Here is a 16,801-nt window from a genome sequence, read left to right as displayed (position 1 = left end):
CGGCGGCCGTTCAAGCGGCCGGTTGCTCCGGCAACTGGCCAACCCACGCGGCAAGCTGCGCTTCGCCCTCCTCGTCGAGCTTGCCCTTGAGTTCGCCGTACCACAGCGCGATCGCATCGGCCGGCTGCGCGGCCTTCAGAACCTCCAGGCTCTTCTCCAGGAAGGTGGGGAAGAACGGAATGCCGCGCATGTAGAGGAAGGTCGAATCGGTAATGCGCACCTGGCCGTACACGTCGCGCATCCACGCAAGATGCGGCAGCGCCTCGCGCAGATGGCCGCTCTGTGTCAGTGCGGAGATGAAATTCACGCATGCGGCGACGTCGGACTGCTCGCGCGTGTCCTGATTCACCAGCGCGGCCTTCTGCATCCACGCTTCGCCACGCTCCACTTCGCCGCACATCACCGAGGTCGTCGCGAGTTGCACCGCGTTGTGCGCGCTCGGCTCCTTGTCGAACAGCTTAAGCCAGTACGGAAATGCTTCCGGATAACGGTGCATCTCCGAGTACCCGAGCGCGCAAAGGCGTGCCGCATCGGCGAGCTGCTCCGCATACGGCGCGGCAGCCACAATCGCGGCCTCGTGCCGGCCGGCCTGGAATTCCGCCAGTGCGACCGCGAGTTCGGGCGCGATGTCGGGCCCATCCTGCTCGACCTGCTCGCCCGCTTCGGCTGCGTCGTTCGCCGAAGGTGACGGTGCGGGCGACGCCGCCACGTCACGCGATTTCTTTCCGAACAGCTTGCCCAGCAGGCCCATGATGGTTTTCCTTGTCGTCGTGATGCATGAACGGCGATTCAGAGCGGTGGCAACGCATGCGAGGCCGCTGGCCGCCGCCTCGCGGCGATCGCTATCTTACGCGTGGAAGAAGTCGCCGATGGACGAACAAGGGCCGAAACCGTGGCCGCACTGCAACGCGATGTTCAGGCGCCCTGCGCGTGCGTGCCGCGATCCATCCCGCGCCGGTACGCGGCCGGGCTGGTCGCCGCGATGCGCCGGAAATGCCGGCGCAGCGATTCCTCGGAACCGAACCCCGCACGCGCCGCGACCTGCGCGAGCGACAGCGCGGGATGCGTTTCGAGCATGTCCTTCGCGACGTTCACGCGCTCGCGGATCAGCCACGCAAGCGGCGACATCCCCGTCGCATCCGCGAACTGACGCTGCAGCGTGCGCGTGCTCATCGCGGCCTGCGCGGCAAGCGACGCGAGCGTATGCGGCTCGGCCGCGTGCGCGCGCATCCAGTCGATCAACTTCGCGAGCCGGTCGCTGCCGCCCGGCGCAACCGGGCGCGGCACGAACTGCGCCTGGCCGCCGTCGCGATGCGGCGGCAGCACGAGGCGCTGCGCGACGCGGTTCGCGATGGCGCCGCCGTGATCGCGACGCACGAGATGCAGCAGCATGTCGAGCCCCGCCGCCGACCCGGCCGACGTGACGACCTGCCCTTGGTCGACGTAAAGCGCATCGGGATTCACGCGCAGCGCCGGATAACGCGCCTGCAGGCGCTCCGCGTAACGCCAGTGCGTCGTCACGGTGAGCCCGTCGAGCACGCCGGCGGCCGCCAGCACGAACACGCCCGAACAGATCGAGCAGAGCCGCGCGCCGCGCCGATGCGCGGCCCGCAGTTTCTTCAGCAACGGTTCCGGCGGCAGTTCGTCCGGATCGCGCCAGCCGGGAATCACGATGGTATCCGCGCGATCGAGCGTCGCGAGCCGGTACGGCGCGGCGACCGTGATGCCGCCCGCCGCGCGCACGGGCCCCGGCTCGCTCGCGCATACCGCGAAGCGATACCAGTCGACGCCGAGTTCGGGGCGCTCGAGGGCGAACAGTTCGACCACGCAGCCGAATTCGAAGGTGCAGAGGCGATCGTAGGCGAGCGCGACGACGAGATGATTGTGCATGGCGCGATGTTACCGGAACTTGTCGATCGCGCCACTGCCGCGAAACGTGCCGGGCCGCGATACTGCCCTCCAGTCCGGCGCATTCCGCGCCCGTTCATCCAGGAGAGCCTGCCCATGTCTTTCGTCACCGACGTGCCCGCCGCCGACAGCCCCGCCGCCCTCGCGCATTTCGAGGCTTCGCTGCGATTCGAGACCGATTGCTGGGACGTGCACGACGCGTTCGCATCGGGCGCGCCCGATTTCGTGCTGCTCGACGTCCGCGGCCCCGACCAGTTCGCCGCCGGCCATGTGCCCGGCGCGCGCAACCTGCCGCGCCGCAAGATCATCGAAGGCAAGCTCGCCGGCTATCCGGCCGACACGCTGTTCGTCGTCTACTGCGCGGGCCCGCACTGCAACGGCGCCGCGCGCGCGGCGATCCAGCTCGCGCGCCTCGGCCGCCCCGTCAAGCTGATGATCGGCGGCGTGACGGGCTGGCTCGACGAAGGTTTCGCGCTGAGCAACGAAGTGCAGCCGGCGGACGCCGAAGCCGGCTGATCGTCATTAAAAACGCAACAATCAATTGCCTGCACACGAACCGAAAAAGCGCGACAATCGGTCTCATTGCAGTTCGGACGGAGCAGCACCATGCATGATGCAGTCCTGATTCAACTGGCCGGTTCGGTCGTCGCGATCGCACTCTATTTTTTGCCGGCGATCATTGCCGACAGGCGCGGCCGGCACGATATGCTGACGATCGCACTGTTCAACGCGCTGTTCGCGTGGACGGGCATCGGCTGGCTGATGACGCTGTACTGGGCCTGCCAGCCGAACCCGCGAACCGATGTCGCGCAGGCGATCCTCGCGAAGCGTCGGGGCATCAGCATGCGGACCTTCTCGACCGGTCTCGTCGAGCGCGTGCAGCGCCGCGTCGCCGCCCAGGAGCAATGGGCGGAGAAGCAAGGCTGCCGTTAAGTCCCTCTTTCCCCCTCACCGTGTCGCGTCGAACTTCGGCATCCTGACGTTGGTCGACGCGCGGTAATTCCACTTCAATCCGTCGCGCGGCGGCCAGCCGCCCGCGCGCAACCACGCCCCGAACGCCCCCGCCGTCACCGCCCGCGCGATCCGCTCGCCCGGACAGCCATGCGGCCCCGTGCCGAAACCGAAATTCGGCCCGAGCGCACGACCGGGCATCAGCCGATGCGGGTCGCGATACACCGCAGGGTCGCGATTCGCCGCGGCAAGCACGACGAGAATCGCGTCGCCGGCTTCGACGGGCACGCCTTCGATCGTCGTGCGTGCCGCGACGAAGCGGCGCGTGTTCTGCACCGGCGAATCGAAGCGTCCGACTTCGGCAACGAATGCGTCGAGCGCGGCGTCGTCCGGCGCGACGCGCGCGGCTTGCGCTTCCCCGTTCCATGCCGCCAGCGCATTGCCGAGCCATGCGGCCGTCGCCTCGCAGGTCTGCGACAGCAACCCGACGAGATTCGCGACCAGCGCGCCGCTCGCCTGCCAGCCCGACGCGCGGGCCGCCTGCTGCACCGCGGCGACGAGCGTGCCGTCGTGCGCATGCGTCTGCGCGACGCGCTCCGTCATCCGGTCAAGCAGTTGCCGCGCGCCGTCGCTCGCACGAGCCAGCGCCGCGGCGTCCGACAGCGGCGACAGCGCGGCAACGAAGTCGACGACCCGCGCCGCGATGTCGTCGAGCTGCGTCTCGTCGAAGCCAAGCAGATCGGCGACCGCGCAGACGGGCACCGTCATGCACCACGCGTTCAATGCGTCGGCATCGCCCGGCGCCGGCAACCGTCGGGTGGCAAGCTGCGCGGCACGGTCGCGCAGCGCAGCCGTGTCGATCGGTGCGAACGCCGTGCGCAGCGCCTGCTTCGGCACGTCGTGCCGCAACGCGCCGTCGTTCATGCGCACCAGCTCGCCGAACAGCGCGCCGGCCGTCGTACCGCGCAACGCGGGGGGCACCGGCGCGTCCAGCGGGCGCACACGGCAGGCCGGATGGCCGAGCACGGCCGTCACGGCCGCCGCGCGGCTCGCGACCCACAGGCCGAGCGTGGCGTCGAACGCGAGCGACGGCCTGTCGACGAGCGCCGCATAGTAGGGATAGGGATCGCGGTGCGTGACCGCGGCAATGGGATCGGTCGGGTTCATGCCAGCAGTATCGGCGCGCTGCGCCGCCGCATGTTTCGGGCTGGCGTGAAATGTCGTGGTGCGGGCACCGCGCGTTGCCGCATCGCAACGACAGGCTGGCGTCAGGCAGCCGACCGGTAGCGATGCGACTGCATGCGCATGCGTACGCGCCCGGCCGAAATCGCGCGCGGCTCGAGCGCCACCGTGTCGTGCGGGAACATTTCCTGCCGGAACTCGCCGCTTTCGTCGAACCACTGGCAGATCAGCCAGTCGCCGTCGTCGAACACGACCGGCCCGGCATAGGTGACCGTCATGCGCGGCCCGCCCGTTTTCAGCGTCACGACATCGCCGACACGAAATCCGACGCGGTGATTTTCTCGGATCGTCATCGCTCTCTCAGTTTTTTATATATTGATATTCCCGGCGGCCCACCGGCCGGTCATTCGCATCTGCCGCAGATTATCAATCAAAAAAATAACCGGCAACTCTCGCGCACTGAAATTCGTTCATCGGGAAAATGCAACAATGCGCGACACTGGCGCGCGTGGCGGGCCGCCGATTGCCAGAACCGGCGCGGCTGACGCGTCGGTTCCGGTCGAACGGGGGGAATGCGGAGAATAAACGATGGTTTTCGCGCCGTCATCGACGTTTAATTCGGATGCGGAATCGATTGATTATTATCAATCAGCTTTCGACTGGAAACGATCCCACGCTTTATTTGCGGTCATTCTCCGAACGAAACCGGCGAATTATCGGGCGCCGCAAACCACCGATTGAGTTCGCGCCCCGGAACGGCCGCTTGCGTAAACGTGAACGTGCCGTCGCGCGCCATCTCCATCGCGCCGCGCAGGAACGCGCCGAGCGCGGCCCGCGCCAACGCGCCGCCGACGCTGACCCGCTTCACGCCGAGCGTCGCCAGCTCGTCGAGGCTCAGCAACCCGCCCTGCAGCCCCATCACGACGTTGACGGGCGCGCCGACCGCCTGCGTCACCGCCGCGATCTCGTCGGCGTCGGTGATGCCCGGCGCATACAGTACGTCGGCGCCCGCGTCGCGATAGGCAACGAGCCGCGCGATCGTGTCGGCGAGGTCGCGACGGCCGTGCAGGTAGTTTTCGCAGCGCGCGGTCAGCGTGAACGGAAACGGCAGCGCGCGCGCCGCGTCGACGGCCGCCGCGATGCGCTCGACCGCCGCGTCGCGCGCGTAGATCGGCGCATCGGCGCGGCCCGTCGCATCCTCGATCGAGCCGCCGACCGCGCCGGCCTCGGCTGCCAGCCGGATCGTTTCGGCCACCGTTTCGGGTGCGTCGCCGAAGCCGTTCTCGAGATCGGCGCTCACGGGCAGGCCGCCCGCAGCGACGAGATCGGCAATGTGATCGAGCATCGCGTCGCGGTCGATCGCGTAGTCGGGCTGCCCTTTCGAAAAGGCGTAGCCGGCGCTCGTGGTGGCGAGTGCCTCGAAGCCGGCCATCGCGAGCAGGCGGGCGGTGCCGGCATCCCACGGGTTCGGGATGATGAATGCGCCGGGGCGCGTGTGCAATGCGCGGAAAGCTTCGGCGTGGCGGGCTTGCAGGTCGGAACGGGTCATCGCGTACTCCCGGAAGGTGTCGACGGGTGAGCTTACGCCGGTTGTGCGCGCGACGTTTCAGCGATGGCCGAAATGTCGTCGCGCGACAGGAAAAACCTGATGCGGCGGATGCGCGCCGGCGTCGGTCACCTCGGATGTGAACGTCATCGATTGCGTCCGGTTGAATCGTGAAGCCCGCTCAAACGACGTAAGCACCCTTCGCGTGCAGTTCCGCTTCCGTGCGCTCGAGCGCCGCGATCGCATCGCTGCCTTCGAGCGCCAGCAACTGCGCGACCAGCGCCTCGGCCATCGCATGCGCGGCCACCAGCGACGGAAAGAACGACGGGCTGTCGTGCGTGAAGATCAGTTGCGCGTCCGCGTGCAGCGCGATCGGCGACACCGCGCTGTCGGTGATCGCGACGATCCGGCTGCCCTGCGCCTTGGCGGCCTGCGCGACGCGCGTCGCTTCCGCCGAATACGGCGCGAAGCTGACGACCACGGTCACGCTCTGTTTCGCGATCGTCCGCAGTTCCATTTCGAGCGAGCCGGCGACGCCGTTGAGCAGCGACACGGTCGGACGGAACAGCCGGTAGCCGTACACGAATCCGAACGCGACCGGATAACACGAGCGGAATCCCGCGACATGCACGTGCGACGCCTTGCGGATCAGCCTGGCCGCGTCCGCGAGCGCGTGCTCGTTCTGCGCGGCGGTGGCCGACAGGTTGTGCTGCTGCGCGGCGAGCAGGTCGTGCGCGAGCGACGCCTTCGCGTCGGGCCGCACCAGCGAGCGCGCCCGCTGCGTGAGCGGCTCGGGGCGCGTGCGCACGCGCGCGACGCACAGGTCGCGCAGCTCGTTCCAGCCGGGAAAGCCGAATTGCTGCGCGAGCCGCACGAGCGACGCGGGCTGCACCTGCGCGCGCTGCGCGACCTTGCGCATCGACGACGTGGCGACTTCGTCGGGATGATCGAGCAGGAATGCGGCGCCCGCCTGGAATTGCGGGCTCAGCTCGGAAAATTGCGCCCGGATCCGGGACGCGAGTTCGTCGAAATTGGCGGCCATCTTGGTGGGAACGGGAACCGGTCGTCCATGTTATCACCGGCGCCCGCGCGCACCGGTCAGCGCAGCACTTCGACGTGGTCAGCGTCGACCTTCACGCGGCCCGACCATTTGCGCTCGAATTCGCCGGTCACCTTCACTTCGCTCTTGTCGCTGACGGGCTGGCCGGCCGCCCACAGCTTGTTGTCGATCTCGACGCGGATCGTGCCCGTCGCGTCGGCGAACTCGTAATCCTCGCCGCCGACATGCTTGACGATGCGCCCCTGCAACTGCACGTGCTGGTCGTCCTTGCCGTTCGCGAGCAGTTCCTTGACGGTCGTCGAAGTCAGCGCGGACGGCCCCGTGTATTGCGCGTAGACGGCGGCGGGCAGCGCGGCGAGCGCGACCGTCAGGATTCTGGCCAGATGTTTCATGATTTCGTTCCTCTTCTTCGATGTGACGCCGCGCCCCGTTGAACGCGACGACGCCAGATTACGGACCGTAAGATTAAGCAAACCTGAAGGTCGCGCCGAGGCGACACGGTGCCGCATCGGGCCGGTACGCAAGCCCGCCACGCACCGCCCGCATTTAAGCTCGGCCTAAGACGCGTGCGCTTATCATGGGAACCCCGGGCGCCGCGGCACCCCGTTGAAGAGACTCGAATCCATGCGCGTACTGCTCGTCGAGGACGATCCGCTGATCGGCAGCGGGCTCGAACAGGGCCTCAAACAGGAAGGCTTCGCGGTCGACTGGGTGAAGGACGGCGACGCCGCGTCGCTCGCGCTGCGCTCGACCGGCTACGGGCTGCTGCTGCTCGATCTCGGGCTGCCGAACCGCGACGGCCTGTCGGTGCTGGCCGCGCTGCGCCGCCGCGACGAAACCCTGCCCGCGATCATCATCACCGCGCGCGACGGCGTGCCGGACCGCATCGCGGGCCTCGACAGCGGCGCGGACGACTACCTCGTCAAGCCGTTCGAGCTCGACGAACTGCTCGCCCGCATCCGCGCGGTCAACCGCCGCCATGCGGGGCGCGCGCAGACGACACTCGCGATCGGCCCGCTGCGGCTCGATCCCGTCAAGCACCTCGTCTGGCTCGACGACGAAGAAGTGCCGCTGTCGCCGAAGGAGTTCGTGCTGCTGCACGAACTGATGCGCGAACCGGGCGCGGTGATTTCGCGCGAGCAGTTCGAGGAGCGGCTGTACAGCTGGGGCGAGGAAATCGAGAGCAACGCGGTGCAGGTGCATATCCACAACCTGCGCAAGAAGCTCGGCCACGACATGATCCGCACCGTGCGCGGCGTCGGCTACCGGATCGGTGACGGCGCATGACGCGCATGCAACGCGCGATCGAGCGCTGGCGCAGCGCGTCGCTGCGGCGGCGCCTGCTGATGTGGCTGCTGCCGGCCGCGTGCGTGATCGGCCTGGTCGCGAGCGCGGGCACCTACTGGGGCGCGCTGCGCGAACTCGACGACCTGCTCGACGACCAGATGCGCAGCATGTCGAAACAGATCGCCGTCGGCCCGAACGGCGAGCTGTCGTTCAGCAACCAAGTCAACGGCAAGCACGGCTTCGAGGCCAGCGATCCCGATGCGGTGCTGCTGCAGGTCTGGCGCAACGGCACGCTCATGTATTCGACCGACCGCGATTCGAAGCTGCCGCCGCCGGCGCAGACGGGCATCGCGAGCGTCGACGTCGGCGGCCAGCCGTGGCGTACCTATGTGACCGAGCGCGGCGGCACGACGATCCGGCTCGCACAGGCGCGACATGCGCGATGGGAAGCGATCGCGGGCATTGCCGTGCACCTGCTGTGGCCCGTGTTCTCGATGCTGCCGTTGCTGGCGATCGGTCTGTGGTTCGGCATCGGCGCGGGGTTGCGGCCGCTGCGCACGATCGCGTCCGGCCTTAAACGCAGGAATGCGAATAATCTTGAACCGGTCGACGTCGAATCGATGCCGAACGAGGTCCGTCCGCTCGCCGAAGCGATCAACGATCTGCTCGCGCGGCTCGACCGCTCGTTCACGCTGCAACGGCACTTCATCGCCGATGCCGCGCACGAGTTGCGCACGCCGATCATGGGGCTCTCGATCCAGTCGCAATTGCTGCGGCGCGCGGCAACCTCCGACGAGCGCGAGCGCATCCTCGCGCAGATCCATGCGGGCACGACCCGCCTCGGCCACCTCGCCGAGCAGTTGCTGACGCTCGCGCGCCTCGAACCCGATGCGCAAGCGTCTGCGAGCGCGGCCGCGCCCGTCGATCTCGCCGCGCTGTGCCGGTCGGTGGTCGCGGATCGCACGCGCGTCGCCGACGCGCACCGGATCGATCTCGGCGCGATCGTGTCGTCGCCCGTGACGGCCGCGGGCAATGCCGACACGCTGCGCGTGCTGCTGAACAACCTCGTCGACAATGCGGTCCGCTATGCGGGCGACGGCGCGCGCGTCGACGTGTCCGCGCGCATCGACGGCGCAACGCCCGTACTCGAAGTCGCCGACGACGGCCCCGGCATCCCGGAAGCCGAGCGCACCGACGTGTGGGAGCGCTTCTATCGCGGCGAGGGCGCGCAGGCTGCCACATCGTCGGGCAGCGGGCTCGGACTGTCGATCGTCAAGCGGATCGCCGAACAGCATCGCGCGACGGTCGCGCTCAGTACCACGCACGGCGGGCGCGGGCTCACCGTGACGGTGCGGTTCCCGGTACCGGCCTGATGCGCGTGCGACCGGCAGCTTGTCCACAGATTATGTTGGCAAGCTTGTGGACAACCTTCCGCTAACGGCACCAAACCATTGATCGGAAAGGGTTTGTCAGCCGTGCGCGGCAAATGCGCCATGCGGTCACGAACGGGCACATGCTCGCCGCCGCGATGACCTCGGCTCAATTGTCGTAGACGATCCGCTCGACCCGCAGGCCGGTCGAGGTTTCGAGGATGCGCGCGTGCTGCTCCGCGGCACAATACAGGCGCCCCTTCGGATAGTCGTCCGGTTTGCGACGGGGCAGCGATCATTCTCCAGATCGTTCTCACTGATCCTCTCCAGGTTCTTTCTTGTTGGTTGGCAACCCGCTGCGGCCGATGCTACCGGTGCCGGATCGCGTCACACGTTCACCTGGCCGGCCTCGTTCGACGACGCACACCGCAATTTGACAACCAGTTGTCCATTACGTAAAGTGGTTGTCAATTCATGACGCGTATTGAATATGACGAAATCCGCGAAGTTGACCACCGTAGCGTTGTCCGTATTCCGGTTGAACGGGCTGCTGATCGAATGGGGCAACACCTTTGCCGCGCCGCACGGGCTGACCAGTGCACGCTGGCAAGTGCTGGGCGCCATCTCGATGGCGCCGGAAGCCCCGAACATCCCGCAGATTGCCGACGCGATGGGCATCACCCGGCAGGCCGTCCTGAAACAGATCAACGTGCTGGTCGATGAAGAGCTGGTCCGGTCGCTGCCCAACCCGGCGCACAAGCGCTCCCCGTTGTATTCGCTGACGCCTCGCGGCGATACGGCCTATCAGGCCGTGGTCGCGCAATGGCAGCAGCATGTCCGCGACATCGCCGGCGAGTTCAGTTCGGCCGACCTGGATGCGGCGATTCGCGTTCTGTCGGCGATGTCCAGCGCGCATGGCCAGGATGGCCAGGCGTGATCGTTCAATTGCCCCATGACCCACAGGAGTTCCCATGCCGCAGTTCAAACCGATGGATCCGAACTTTCCGATCCAGCGACAGATCGCCATCGACGCGGAGCCGGTCGTCCTCGTCAACGTGTTCACGCTGGAACCCGCGGACGAAGCAGACTTTCTGGCTGTATGGAAGGACGATGCCGCGTTCATGAAACGACAGCCGGGATTCATCTCGACCCAGCTTCATCGCGCGCTCGGCGACAGTCCGACTTACCTGAACTACGCGATCTGGGAATCGACCAGCGCGTTTCGCGCGGCCTTCACGCATCCCGAGTTCGTCGCAAAACTCTCGGCCTATCCGTCGTCCGCCGTCGCCAGCCCGCATCTGTTCCAGAAAGTCGGTGTGGCCGGCATCTGCACCGCCTGAGTGCACGCGCGAATCGGAGTTGCGCACGGCTTCTGTCGGATGTGGCATCGGCCGATCCCGAACCCGGACTTCTCCACAGAAAATGTTGGCAAGCTTGTGGATATCCTGCGCACCGCAACGCTAAGCCCTTGATCCGATGGACTTTGGCACGCGTGATGCAGACAGGGCCCGAATGAGGGCCTTCGCGCGCGCCGCTTCGCCGCACTTCGCATCACGACGCCACGGCGATGCACGTCGCGATCGCCGCACGCGTGCCGGCCGTGCGCCGCGCCACTTACCCACAGATTTTGTTGGCAAGCTTGTGGATATCCTGCGCAAGCATGCGCTAACCCGTTGATCGGCCAACGGTTCATGCGCCGCGTCACCGTTTCGGCAACATGCGGCCCGGGCCTGCGCGAATACGGACGATCCGGCGCAACAGCGGCACGCCGCCCGCGCCTTGACGCACGCGCACGCCGCGCATCAAGATCATGCGAGCCGGCCGTTCCGCCGGCGCCGCACCACGACACATCACTCCGAGGAAGGCCATGGAACACTTCACCGCGTGGCAGTTGCTCGTCTCACTCGTGCTCGTCGCCATCGTCGTCTATCCGTATATCCGCATCGTCCGGCGCACCGGGCATTCGGGCTGGTGGATCCTGACGATGTTCGTTCCCGTCCTGAACTTCGTCATGCTGTGGGTGTTCGCGTTCGCGCGCTGGCCCGCCGTCGACGATCGGCAGCGCTGACCATCGCGATGGCGGCCGCGCGGGCTTGTCCACAGATTTTGTTGGCAAGCTTGTGGATAGCCTGCGCATACCGCGACCAAGCGCTTGATCCGAAAGGCTTTGTCCGCGCCGCTTCGAATGCGGCACGCGGCCGGCAAATCGCCGGCCACGCATCGCTTGGCCGCGTGACGGGCCGCCTGCCGCGCGTGCGTACGGGCTTGTCCACAGATTTTGTTGGCAAGCATGTGGATATCCTGAGCATGCGTGACCTAAGTCGTTGATCGCACAACGTTTGATCACGCGGGTCACGACAGCGGCACGGTGTGCATGCGGATCTCGTCACGCATGCCGCGCCGCCCGGCTCAACTGAACGTCTGGGCCACGATACGCGCGACCGACGCGATCACGTCGTCCTTCGCCCGCGCATCGGCACGCGCCTGCGTGTAGTACACGACCAGCACGATCGGTGCGCGCGACGTCGGCCACATCACGCCAGCATCGTTGGTCGTCCCGTAGTCGCCGGTGCCCGTCTTGTCGCCGACCGTCCACCCGGCCGGCACGCCTGCACGAATCCGCTTGTCGCCGACCTTGTTGCCGCGCAACCAGGTGACGAGCTGCGCACGCTGCGCGGCCGGCAGTGCATCGCCGAGCGTCAGCACGCGCAGGCTCGCGGCCATCGCGGCGGGCGTCGTCGTGTCGCGCAGGTCACCCGGCACCGCAGTATTCAGTTCGGTCTCCCATCGATCGAGCCGGAACGTGTCGTCGCCGATCGAGCGCGCGTATGCGGTCACGGCCGACGGGCCGCCGAGCAGCTTCATCAGCAGGTTCGCGGCCGAGTTGTCGCTGTACTGGATCGCGGCCGCGCACAGCTCGGCGACCGTCATGCCCGCGCCGACATGCTTCTCCGTCACCGGCGAATAGTTGACGAGGTCGGCCTTGCCGTACGTCACGCGCTGTTGCAGCAACCCCGGACGCTCGACGCTCTGCGCGAGCACCGCCGCACTCAGCATTGTCTTGAACGTGCTGCAGAACGGGAAGCGCTCGTTCGCGCGATGCTCCACGACCCGGCCGCTCGCGGTGTCGATCGCGCACACGCCGAGACGGCCGCCCGCGTCGCGTTCCAGATCGGCAAGCGCCGCCGCGGCGGCAGCGGGGGCCACGGCCGCCGTGGCCTCGTCCCGCGCCGCGGCCTGCGGCGACGCGCACGCGGTGACGGTCAGGACGAGCGGTGCCGTCGCGGCGGCCAGCAACAGGGTTCGACGTTTCGATGAGTAGGTCATGTCGGTTGTCTCATGGTGGAATGGCGGCGAAATGGCGTTGAAAACGGCCGGCCGCCGAGACAGCACTATCGGGACTTTACGGTTGCCTGACAAGCAACGATAATTGAGCGCTGACAAAAGAAAATCTTATGACGAAGCTCCGCCCTCACCTTCCGCTCAATGCACTGCGCGCGTTCGAATCGTCGGCGCGCCACCTGAATTTCACGCGCGCCGGCCTCGAGCTGAGCGTGACCCAGGCCGCGGTCAGCCAGCAGGTGCGCTCGCTCGAGGAGCGGCTAGGCTGCACGCTGTTTACGCGGCTGCCGCGCGGCCTCGGGCTCACCGACGAGGGGCGCGCGTTGCTGCCGGTGCTGAGCGACGCGTTCAGCCGCATCGAGACGGTGCTCAAGCAGTTCGACGGCGGGCGTTTCCACGAAGTCCTGACGCTCGGTGTCGTCGGCACCTTTGCCATAGGCTGGCTAATGCCACGCCTGAAGCAGTTCGGCGATACGCACCCGTTCGTCGAGCTGCGGCTGCGGACCAACAACAACGTCGTCGACCTCGCCGCCGAGGGGCTCGACTTCGCGATCCGCTTCGGTGAAGGCAACTGGCCGACGACGCGCAACGAGCGCCTGCTCGATGCGCCGCTCACCGCGCTGTGCGCGCCGGAGATCGCACGGCGCCTCGCGCAGCCGGCCGATCTCGCGAACGAGACGCTGCTGCGCTCGTACCGCACCGACGAATGGCTCGGCTGGTTCGACGCCGCGCAGCTCGAGCCGTGGACGGTCAACGGGCCCGTGTTCGATTCGTCGCGGTTGATGGTCGAGGCCGCGATGCAGGGCGCGGGCGTCGCGCTCGCGCCGGCCTGCATGTTCGCGCGCGAACTGCAGCTCGGCCTGCTCGCGCGGCCGCTCGACATCGACGTGCGCGCCGGCGGCTACTGGCTCACGTCGCTGAAGTCGAAACCGCTCACGCCCGCGATGACGCTCTTTCGCGACTGGATCGCGGCCGAAGCGGCCGACACGGCGCCAGCCGAATGACGCGGCCCCGTTTATCCACAGAAAGTGTTGGCAAGGATGTGGATATCCTGGGTACCCGGGCCCTAACCCCTTGATCGCGCACGAATTAGCGTGCCGACGCAGACATCGGGCAGCCCGTGCGCACGGGCTTCGCGCGGCGGCTGCGGCCGGCGCGATCCTCAACTGTCGCGACGCAATCGATTGCGAGTTGTCCACAGAAAGTGTTGGCAAGCCTGTGGATATCCCGCCGATGCGGCGCGTAACATCCTGATACAAAAGGGGATTCGATTCGCGGACCTTGAACGGTCAAGGTCACGGCAGCGCAAGGGCTTTCGCACGGCACGCGCCGCGCACCCGGCCCGAAGCGGGCCGGTTCTCCACAGATTTTGTTGGCAAGCTTGTGGATATCCTGCGCATCGGCCGCCTAACTCATTGAGCGCACGGGGTTTTGTGCTTCGTCTGCAGGATCGGGCAGCGCCGGCGCTGCCCGGGCGGCAGGTGCCGGCGCAATCCGCTCATCAATGCCGGTCGAGCCCGCTGCGCAGTTCGCTCGCCTTGTCGCGCAGCGCCTGGTAACCCGAGCGCGCGTGCTCGGGCAGGTCGGGATCGCCGATCAGTGCGCCGAGCGTTTCGATCAGGCTGAACAGGATGCCCTTCGCCGCGCCGACCGCGATGCTCTGCGATTCGATCGACTTGTGCAGGTGGTCGACCGCCGCTTCCAGATTCTCGAGCTTCTGCTCGCCGTCGTCGGGCCGGTTGTCGGTCGTCATCGTTTACCTCCGCCATCGCTCAAGGGTCATGTCACGATTCTATGCCGCTGCGCACGAACGTGGCGCGACATCGCGCAACGTTCGCGCAGCGCCGCACTACAGCACCGCGACCACCTTCACGCGGCCCGGCTGCTCCGCCGACGCGACGACCTGGCCGTCGACGCGGCGGAACGTCAGCGACACGGTTTCGTCGCCGACGCGCAGCGCGTCGATCCGCAGCCAGTCGACGCCTTCCGGCAGCGTCGGGCGTTCGACGCGCACCTCGTGCCGCGTCGCGTCGATGCTCACGCCGAGGCACGCCTGCAACATCATGAACGGCGCGCCGGCCGCCCACGCCTGCGGCAGGCAGGCAACCGGATACGCGGTCGGCGGTTCGCCGCGCCGGCGCGGGAACCCGCAGAACAGCTCCGGCAACCGCATCTCGAAGCTCACCGCCGCCTCGAACAGCGCGCGCAGCAGGTTCACCGCGGCCGTCTTGTCGCCATAGCGCGCGAGCCCGCGCGCGATAAGCGCATTGTCGTGCGGCCACACCGAGCCGTTGTGATACGCCATCGGGTTGAAGCGCGGCTGGCCGGCCGCGAGCGTGCGGATGCCCCAGCCCGTCTGGAACAGCGCCGAGCCGAGCACGCCGGCGACCGCCGCGCCGCGCTCGGCATCGGGCAGCCCGAAGGCGAGCAGGTGGCCCGCGTTCGACGCGAACACGCGGCACAGGTCGCCATGACCGTCGAGCGCGATCCCGTAGAAATCGCCTTCCGGCATCCAGAACAGCGCGTCGACCTGTTCGCGCAGCGTCTTCGCACGCAGTGCGTAGCGCGTAGCGTCGGCCGCGTGGCCGCGCCGGTGCGAGCACACCGACATCGCATCGAGCGCCGCACACGCGTAGGCCTGCACTTCGACGAGCGCGATCGGCCCGTCCGGGAAGCGGCCGTCCGCATGGAACACGGAATCGTGGCTGTCCTTCCAGCCCTGGTTCGCGAGGCCGCGCTCCGACGTGCGCTGGTAATCGAGCAGTCCGTAAGGATTGCGGTCGCACTTGTCGATCACCCATTGCGCGGCGCGCTCGAGCGCGGGCCACAGCTCGTCGATCAGCGCATCGTCGCCGGTGCGTTCGACATACGCGCCGGCCAGCACGATGAAGAGTGGCGTCGTGTCGACGCCGCCGTAGTACAGCGCGAACGGCACCTCGCCCGTCGCGGCCATCTCGCTGCGGCGGAACTCGTGCATGATCTTGCCGGGCTCCGCGTCGCGGAACGCGGATGTCTCGCGCGCCTGGTGCTCGGCCAGGAAACGCAGCACGCCGCGCGCGAGCGACGGCTGCAGCCACAGCATCTGCAGCGACGTGATCACCGCGTCGCGGCCGAACGGCGTCGAGAACCACGGAATGCCCGCATACGGGTACGGCCCCGTGTCGAGCTGCGTCGTGAGCAGCCCGAGATCCGCGAGCGAACGGTCGAGCCACGCGTCGAACAGCGGATTGCCGGTGTTCACGCGCGCCATCGACTCGCGCCGCGCGCGCATCTCGCGGTGCACGCCGACGAGCGCGGTGCGCAGCGCGACGCGGCCGCACCCCGGCGCTTCGCCGTGCGCCGGGCCGAGCGTCGCGTCGACGGTCAGGTAGATCGATACGCACGCCTGCGCGGCGATTGTCAGCGTGTAGTCGGCGCGATCGACCGACAGCGCATCGGGCGCCGGCGAGAAATGCACGGTCACGTTGCGCTCGACGCTGTCGAGGCCGTCGTAGCGCAGCCGCACCGCGCCTGCGTCGATGCGCGGCGACACCACGGTGCCGCGCTTCGGGCGCTGCGTGCCGCGCACCTCGAACATGTCCTTGAAATCGGCCGCGAACGACAGCGACAGCGGCACCTCGGCTTCGCTCGCGCCGTAGTTCGTCAGCGTCAGCGCTTCGTAAAGCACGTCGCCCGCGAGTACGCGCATCCGCTCGATATGGATCACGCCCTCGGGCGTCTCGTGCCCGCCGAGCGGCGGCAGCGGGCGGTTCGTCAGGTGCGCGGTGAAGGATGCGTTGTCGGCGCTCGTCGCGCCCGACAGCAGCGACGGCGCGCGGCCGCCGAACGTCAGGCGCCAGGTCGACAGCACGCGCATGTCGTCGACGAACAGGCCGTCGTCATGACCGCCGATGTCGCCGAGCGCGTCGCTGACCACGAACGCGTCGCCGGATTTCAGCACGTACTGGTTGTTGCGCGCGAGCGCCTGAGGATCGGCTTCGGGCGCGATGAATGCGGGGCCCGACGCTGGGGTCGGGGCAGTGGGCGCGACTTGCGGCGCCTGCGTCGTCGTGGCTTCGGCGTGATTCGGCATCGATGCTCCTGTGTCGAGGCGCAACGCGCGGCGCGCGTCGCGTGTTTCGCACAGGATAGGCCAGAACGGGGGACGTGCGCAGC

The 16,801-nt window shown here is 67.8% G+C and carries 19 protein-coding genes; 8 read left to right on the top strand and 11 right to left on the bottom strand.

All coding sequences use genetic code 11. From position 1 onward, the window contains the following. Positions 1–10 precede the first annotated feature (10 nt). Both CUJ89_RS20735 and ftrA read right to left on the bottom strand, forming a co-directional pair. Positions 11–751 carry a hypothetical protein gene (locus tag CUJ89_RS20735; RefSeq protein WP_114179348.1) on the bottom strand — a complete coding sequence of 247 codons (741 nt, stop codon included), beginning with the start codon at positions 749–751 and terminating at the stop codon, positions 11–13. A gap of 164 nt (positions 752–915) precedes the next feature. Beyond that, entirely contained in the window at positions 916–1,890 is a 975-nt protein-coding gene (gene ftrA / locus CUJ89_RS20730) for a transcriptional regulator FtrA (RefSeq protein ID WP_114179347.1), read from the bottom strand. A 114-nt stretch (positions 1,891–2,004) separates the two neighbouring features. Between ftrA and CUJ89_RS20725 the strand changes: the two genes are divergently transcribed. Together CUJ89_RS20725 and CUJ89_RS20720 are read left to right on the top strand one after the other, a co-directional pair. Then, a complete protein-coding gene (locus tag CUJ89_RS20725; protein ID WP_114179346.1) occupies positions 2,005–2,424 on the top strand; it encodes a rhodanese-like domain-containing protein in 420 nt (139 codons plus the stop codon). A gap of 90 nt (positions 2,425–2,514) precedes the next feature. Continuing rightward, on the top strand, positions 2,515–2,841 hold the full coding sequence (locus tag CUJ89_RS20720) for a superinfection immunity protein (RefSeq protein ID WP_114179345.1): 327 nt from the start codon (positions 2,515–2,517) through the stop codon (positions 2,839–2,841). A gap of 15 nt (positions 2,842–2,856) precedes the next feature. On the opposite strand, the gene CUJ89_RS20715 is transcribed toward CUJ89_RS20720, so the two are convergent. From CUJ89_RS20715 to CUJ89_RS20690, 5 genes are all read right to left on the bottom strand, one after another. Beyond that, entirely contained in the window at positions 2,857–4,026 is a 1,170-nt protein-coding gene (locus CUJ89_RS20715) for a cytochrome P450 (RefSeq protein WP_114179344.1), read from the bottom strand. A 101-nt stretch (positions 4,027–4,127) separates the two neighbouring features. Then, complete coding sequence (locus CUJ89_RS20710; RefSeq protein WP_114179343.1) at positions 4,128–4,394, bottom strand: YodC family protein; 267 nt, start codon at positions 4,392–4,394, stop codon at positions 4,128–4,130. A gap of 335 nt (positions 4,395–4,729) precedes the next feature. Next, positions 4,730–5,590 (bottom strand): isocitrate lyase/PEP mutase family protein, encoded by an 861-nt coding sequence (locus tag CUJ89_RS20700; protein WP_114179341.1) that lies wholly within the window; start codon positions 5,588–5,590, stop codon positions 4,730–4,732. Positions 5,591–5,768: 178 nt separating this feature from the next. After that, positions 5,769–6,629 carry a MurR/RpiR family transcriptional regulator gene (locus CUJ89_RS20695; RefSeq protein ID WP_047902647.1) on the bottom strand — a complete coding sequence of 287 codons (861 nt, stop codon included), beginning with the start codon at positions 6,627–6,629 and terminating at the stop codon, positions 5,769–5,771. A 56-nt stretch (positions 6,630–6,685) separates the two neighbouring features. Then, positions 6,686–7,039 (bottom strand): YgiW/YdeI family stress tolerance OB fold protein, encoded by a 354-nt coding sequence (locus CUJ89_RS20690; protein WP_114179340.1) that lies wholly within the window; start codon positions 7,037–7,039, stop codon positions 6,686–6,688. Between the two features lie 232 nt (positions 7,040–7,271). Between CUJ89_RS20690 and CUJ89_RS20685 the strand changes: the two genes are divergently transcribed. From CUJ89_RS20685 to CUJ89_RS20670, 4 genes are all read left to right on the top strand, one after another. Beyond that, positions 7,272–7,934, top strand: a complete 663-nt coding sequence (locus CUJ89_RS20685; protein WP_096473744.1) for a response regulator — start codon at positions 7,272–7,274, stop codon at positions 7,932–7,934. After that, positions 7,931–9,307: an ATP-binding protein gene (locus tag CUJ89_RS20680; RefSeq protein ID WP_114179339.1), complete on the top strand. Its 1,377-nt coding sequence runs from the start codon at positions 7,931–7,933 to the stop codon at positions 9,305–9,307. Before CUJ89_RS20685 ends, CUJ89_RS20680 begins: the two co-directional genes overlap by 4 nt. A 487-nt stretch (positions 9,308–9,794) precedes the next feature. Then, on the top strand, positions 9,795–10,241 hold the full coding sequence (locus CUJ89_RS20675) for a MarR family winged helix-turn-helix transcriptional regulator (protein ID WP_114179338.1): 447 nt from the start codon (positions 9,795–9,797) through the stop codon (positions 10,239–10,241). Positions 10,242–10,275: 34 nt separating this feature from the next. Next, on the top strand, positions 10,276–10,644 hold the full coding sequence (locus CUJ89_RS20670) for an antibiotic biosynthesis monooxygenase family protein (protein WP_114179337.1): 369 nt from the start codon (positions 10,276–10,278) through the stop codon (positions 10,642–10,644). A gap of 361 nt (positions 10,645–11,005) precedes the next feature. Here CUJ89_RS20670 and CUJ89_RS38030 read toward each other — a convergent pair whose 3' ends face one another. Then, the gene (locus tag CUJ89_RS38030) at positions 11,006–11,173 is read right to left on the bottom strand and encodes a hypothetical protein (RefSeq protein ID WP_161556549.1); all 168 of its coding nucleotides are present in this window, start codon (positions 11,171–11,173) and stop codon (positions 11,006–11,008) included. Here CUJ89_RS38030 and CUJ89_RS20665 point away from each other — a divergent pair. Continuing rightward, complete coding sequence (locus tag CUJ89_RS20665) at positions 11,172–11,372, top strand: hypothetical protein (protein ID WP_114179336.1); 201 nt, start codon at positions 11,172–11,174, stop codon at positions 11,370–11,372. The genes CUJ89_RS38030 and CUJ89_RS20665 overlap by 2 nt on opposite strands. A gap of 341 nt (positions 11,373–11,713) precedes the next feature. Here CUJ89_RS20665 and blaPEN-bcc read toward each other — a convergent pair whose 3' ends face one another. After that, positions 11,714–12,631 carry a PEN family class A beta-lactamase, Bcc-type gene (gene blaPEN-bcc / locus CUJ89_RS20655; protein WP_114179335.1) on the bottom strand — a complete coding sequence of 306 codons (918 nt, stop codon included), beginning with the start codon at positions 12,629–12,631 and terminating at the stop codon, positions 11,714–11,716. A gap of 128 nt (positions 12,632–12,759) precedes the next feature. On the opposite strand from blaPEN-bcc, the gene penR reads away from it, so the two are divergent. Then, positions 12,760–13,650, top strand: a complete 891-nt coding sequence (gene penR / locus CUJ89_RS20650; protein WP_114179334.1) for a beta-lactamase transcriptional regulator PenR — start codon at positions 12,760–12,762, stop codon at positions 13,648–13,650. A 497-nt stretch (positions 13,651–14,147) separates the two neighbouring features. Here penR and CUJ89_RS20640 read toward each other — a convergent pair whose 3' ends face one another. Then, positions 14,148–14,399, bottom strand: a complete 252-nt coding sequence (locus CUJ89_RS20640) for a hypothetical protein (RefSeq protein ID WP_114179332.1) — start codon at positions 14,397–14,399, stop codon at positions 14,148–14,150. Between the two features lie 96 nt (positions 14,400–14,495). Beyond that, complete coding sequence (locus tag CUJ89_RS20635; RefSeq protein ID WP_114179331.1) at positions 14,496–16,718, bottom strand: amylo-alpha-1,6-glucosidase; 2,223 nt, start codon at positions 16,716–16,718, stop codon at positions 14,496–14,498. Positions 16,719–16,801: the final 83 nt, after the last annotated feature.

This window comes from Burkholderia pyrrocinia, from assembly GCF_003330765.1.
Lineage (GTDB): Bacteria > Pseudomonadota > Gammaproteobacteria > Burkholderiales > Burkholderiaceae > Burkholderia > Burkholderia pyrrocinia_B.
Note: the sequence above shows the minus strand (reverse complement) of the source record. Positions and strands in the feature narration are given on the sequence as shown.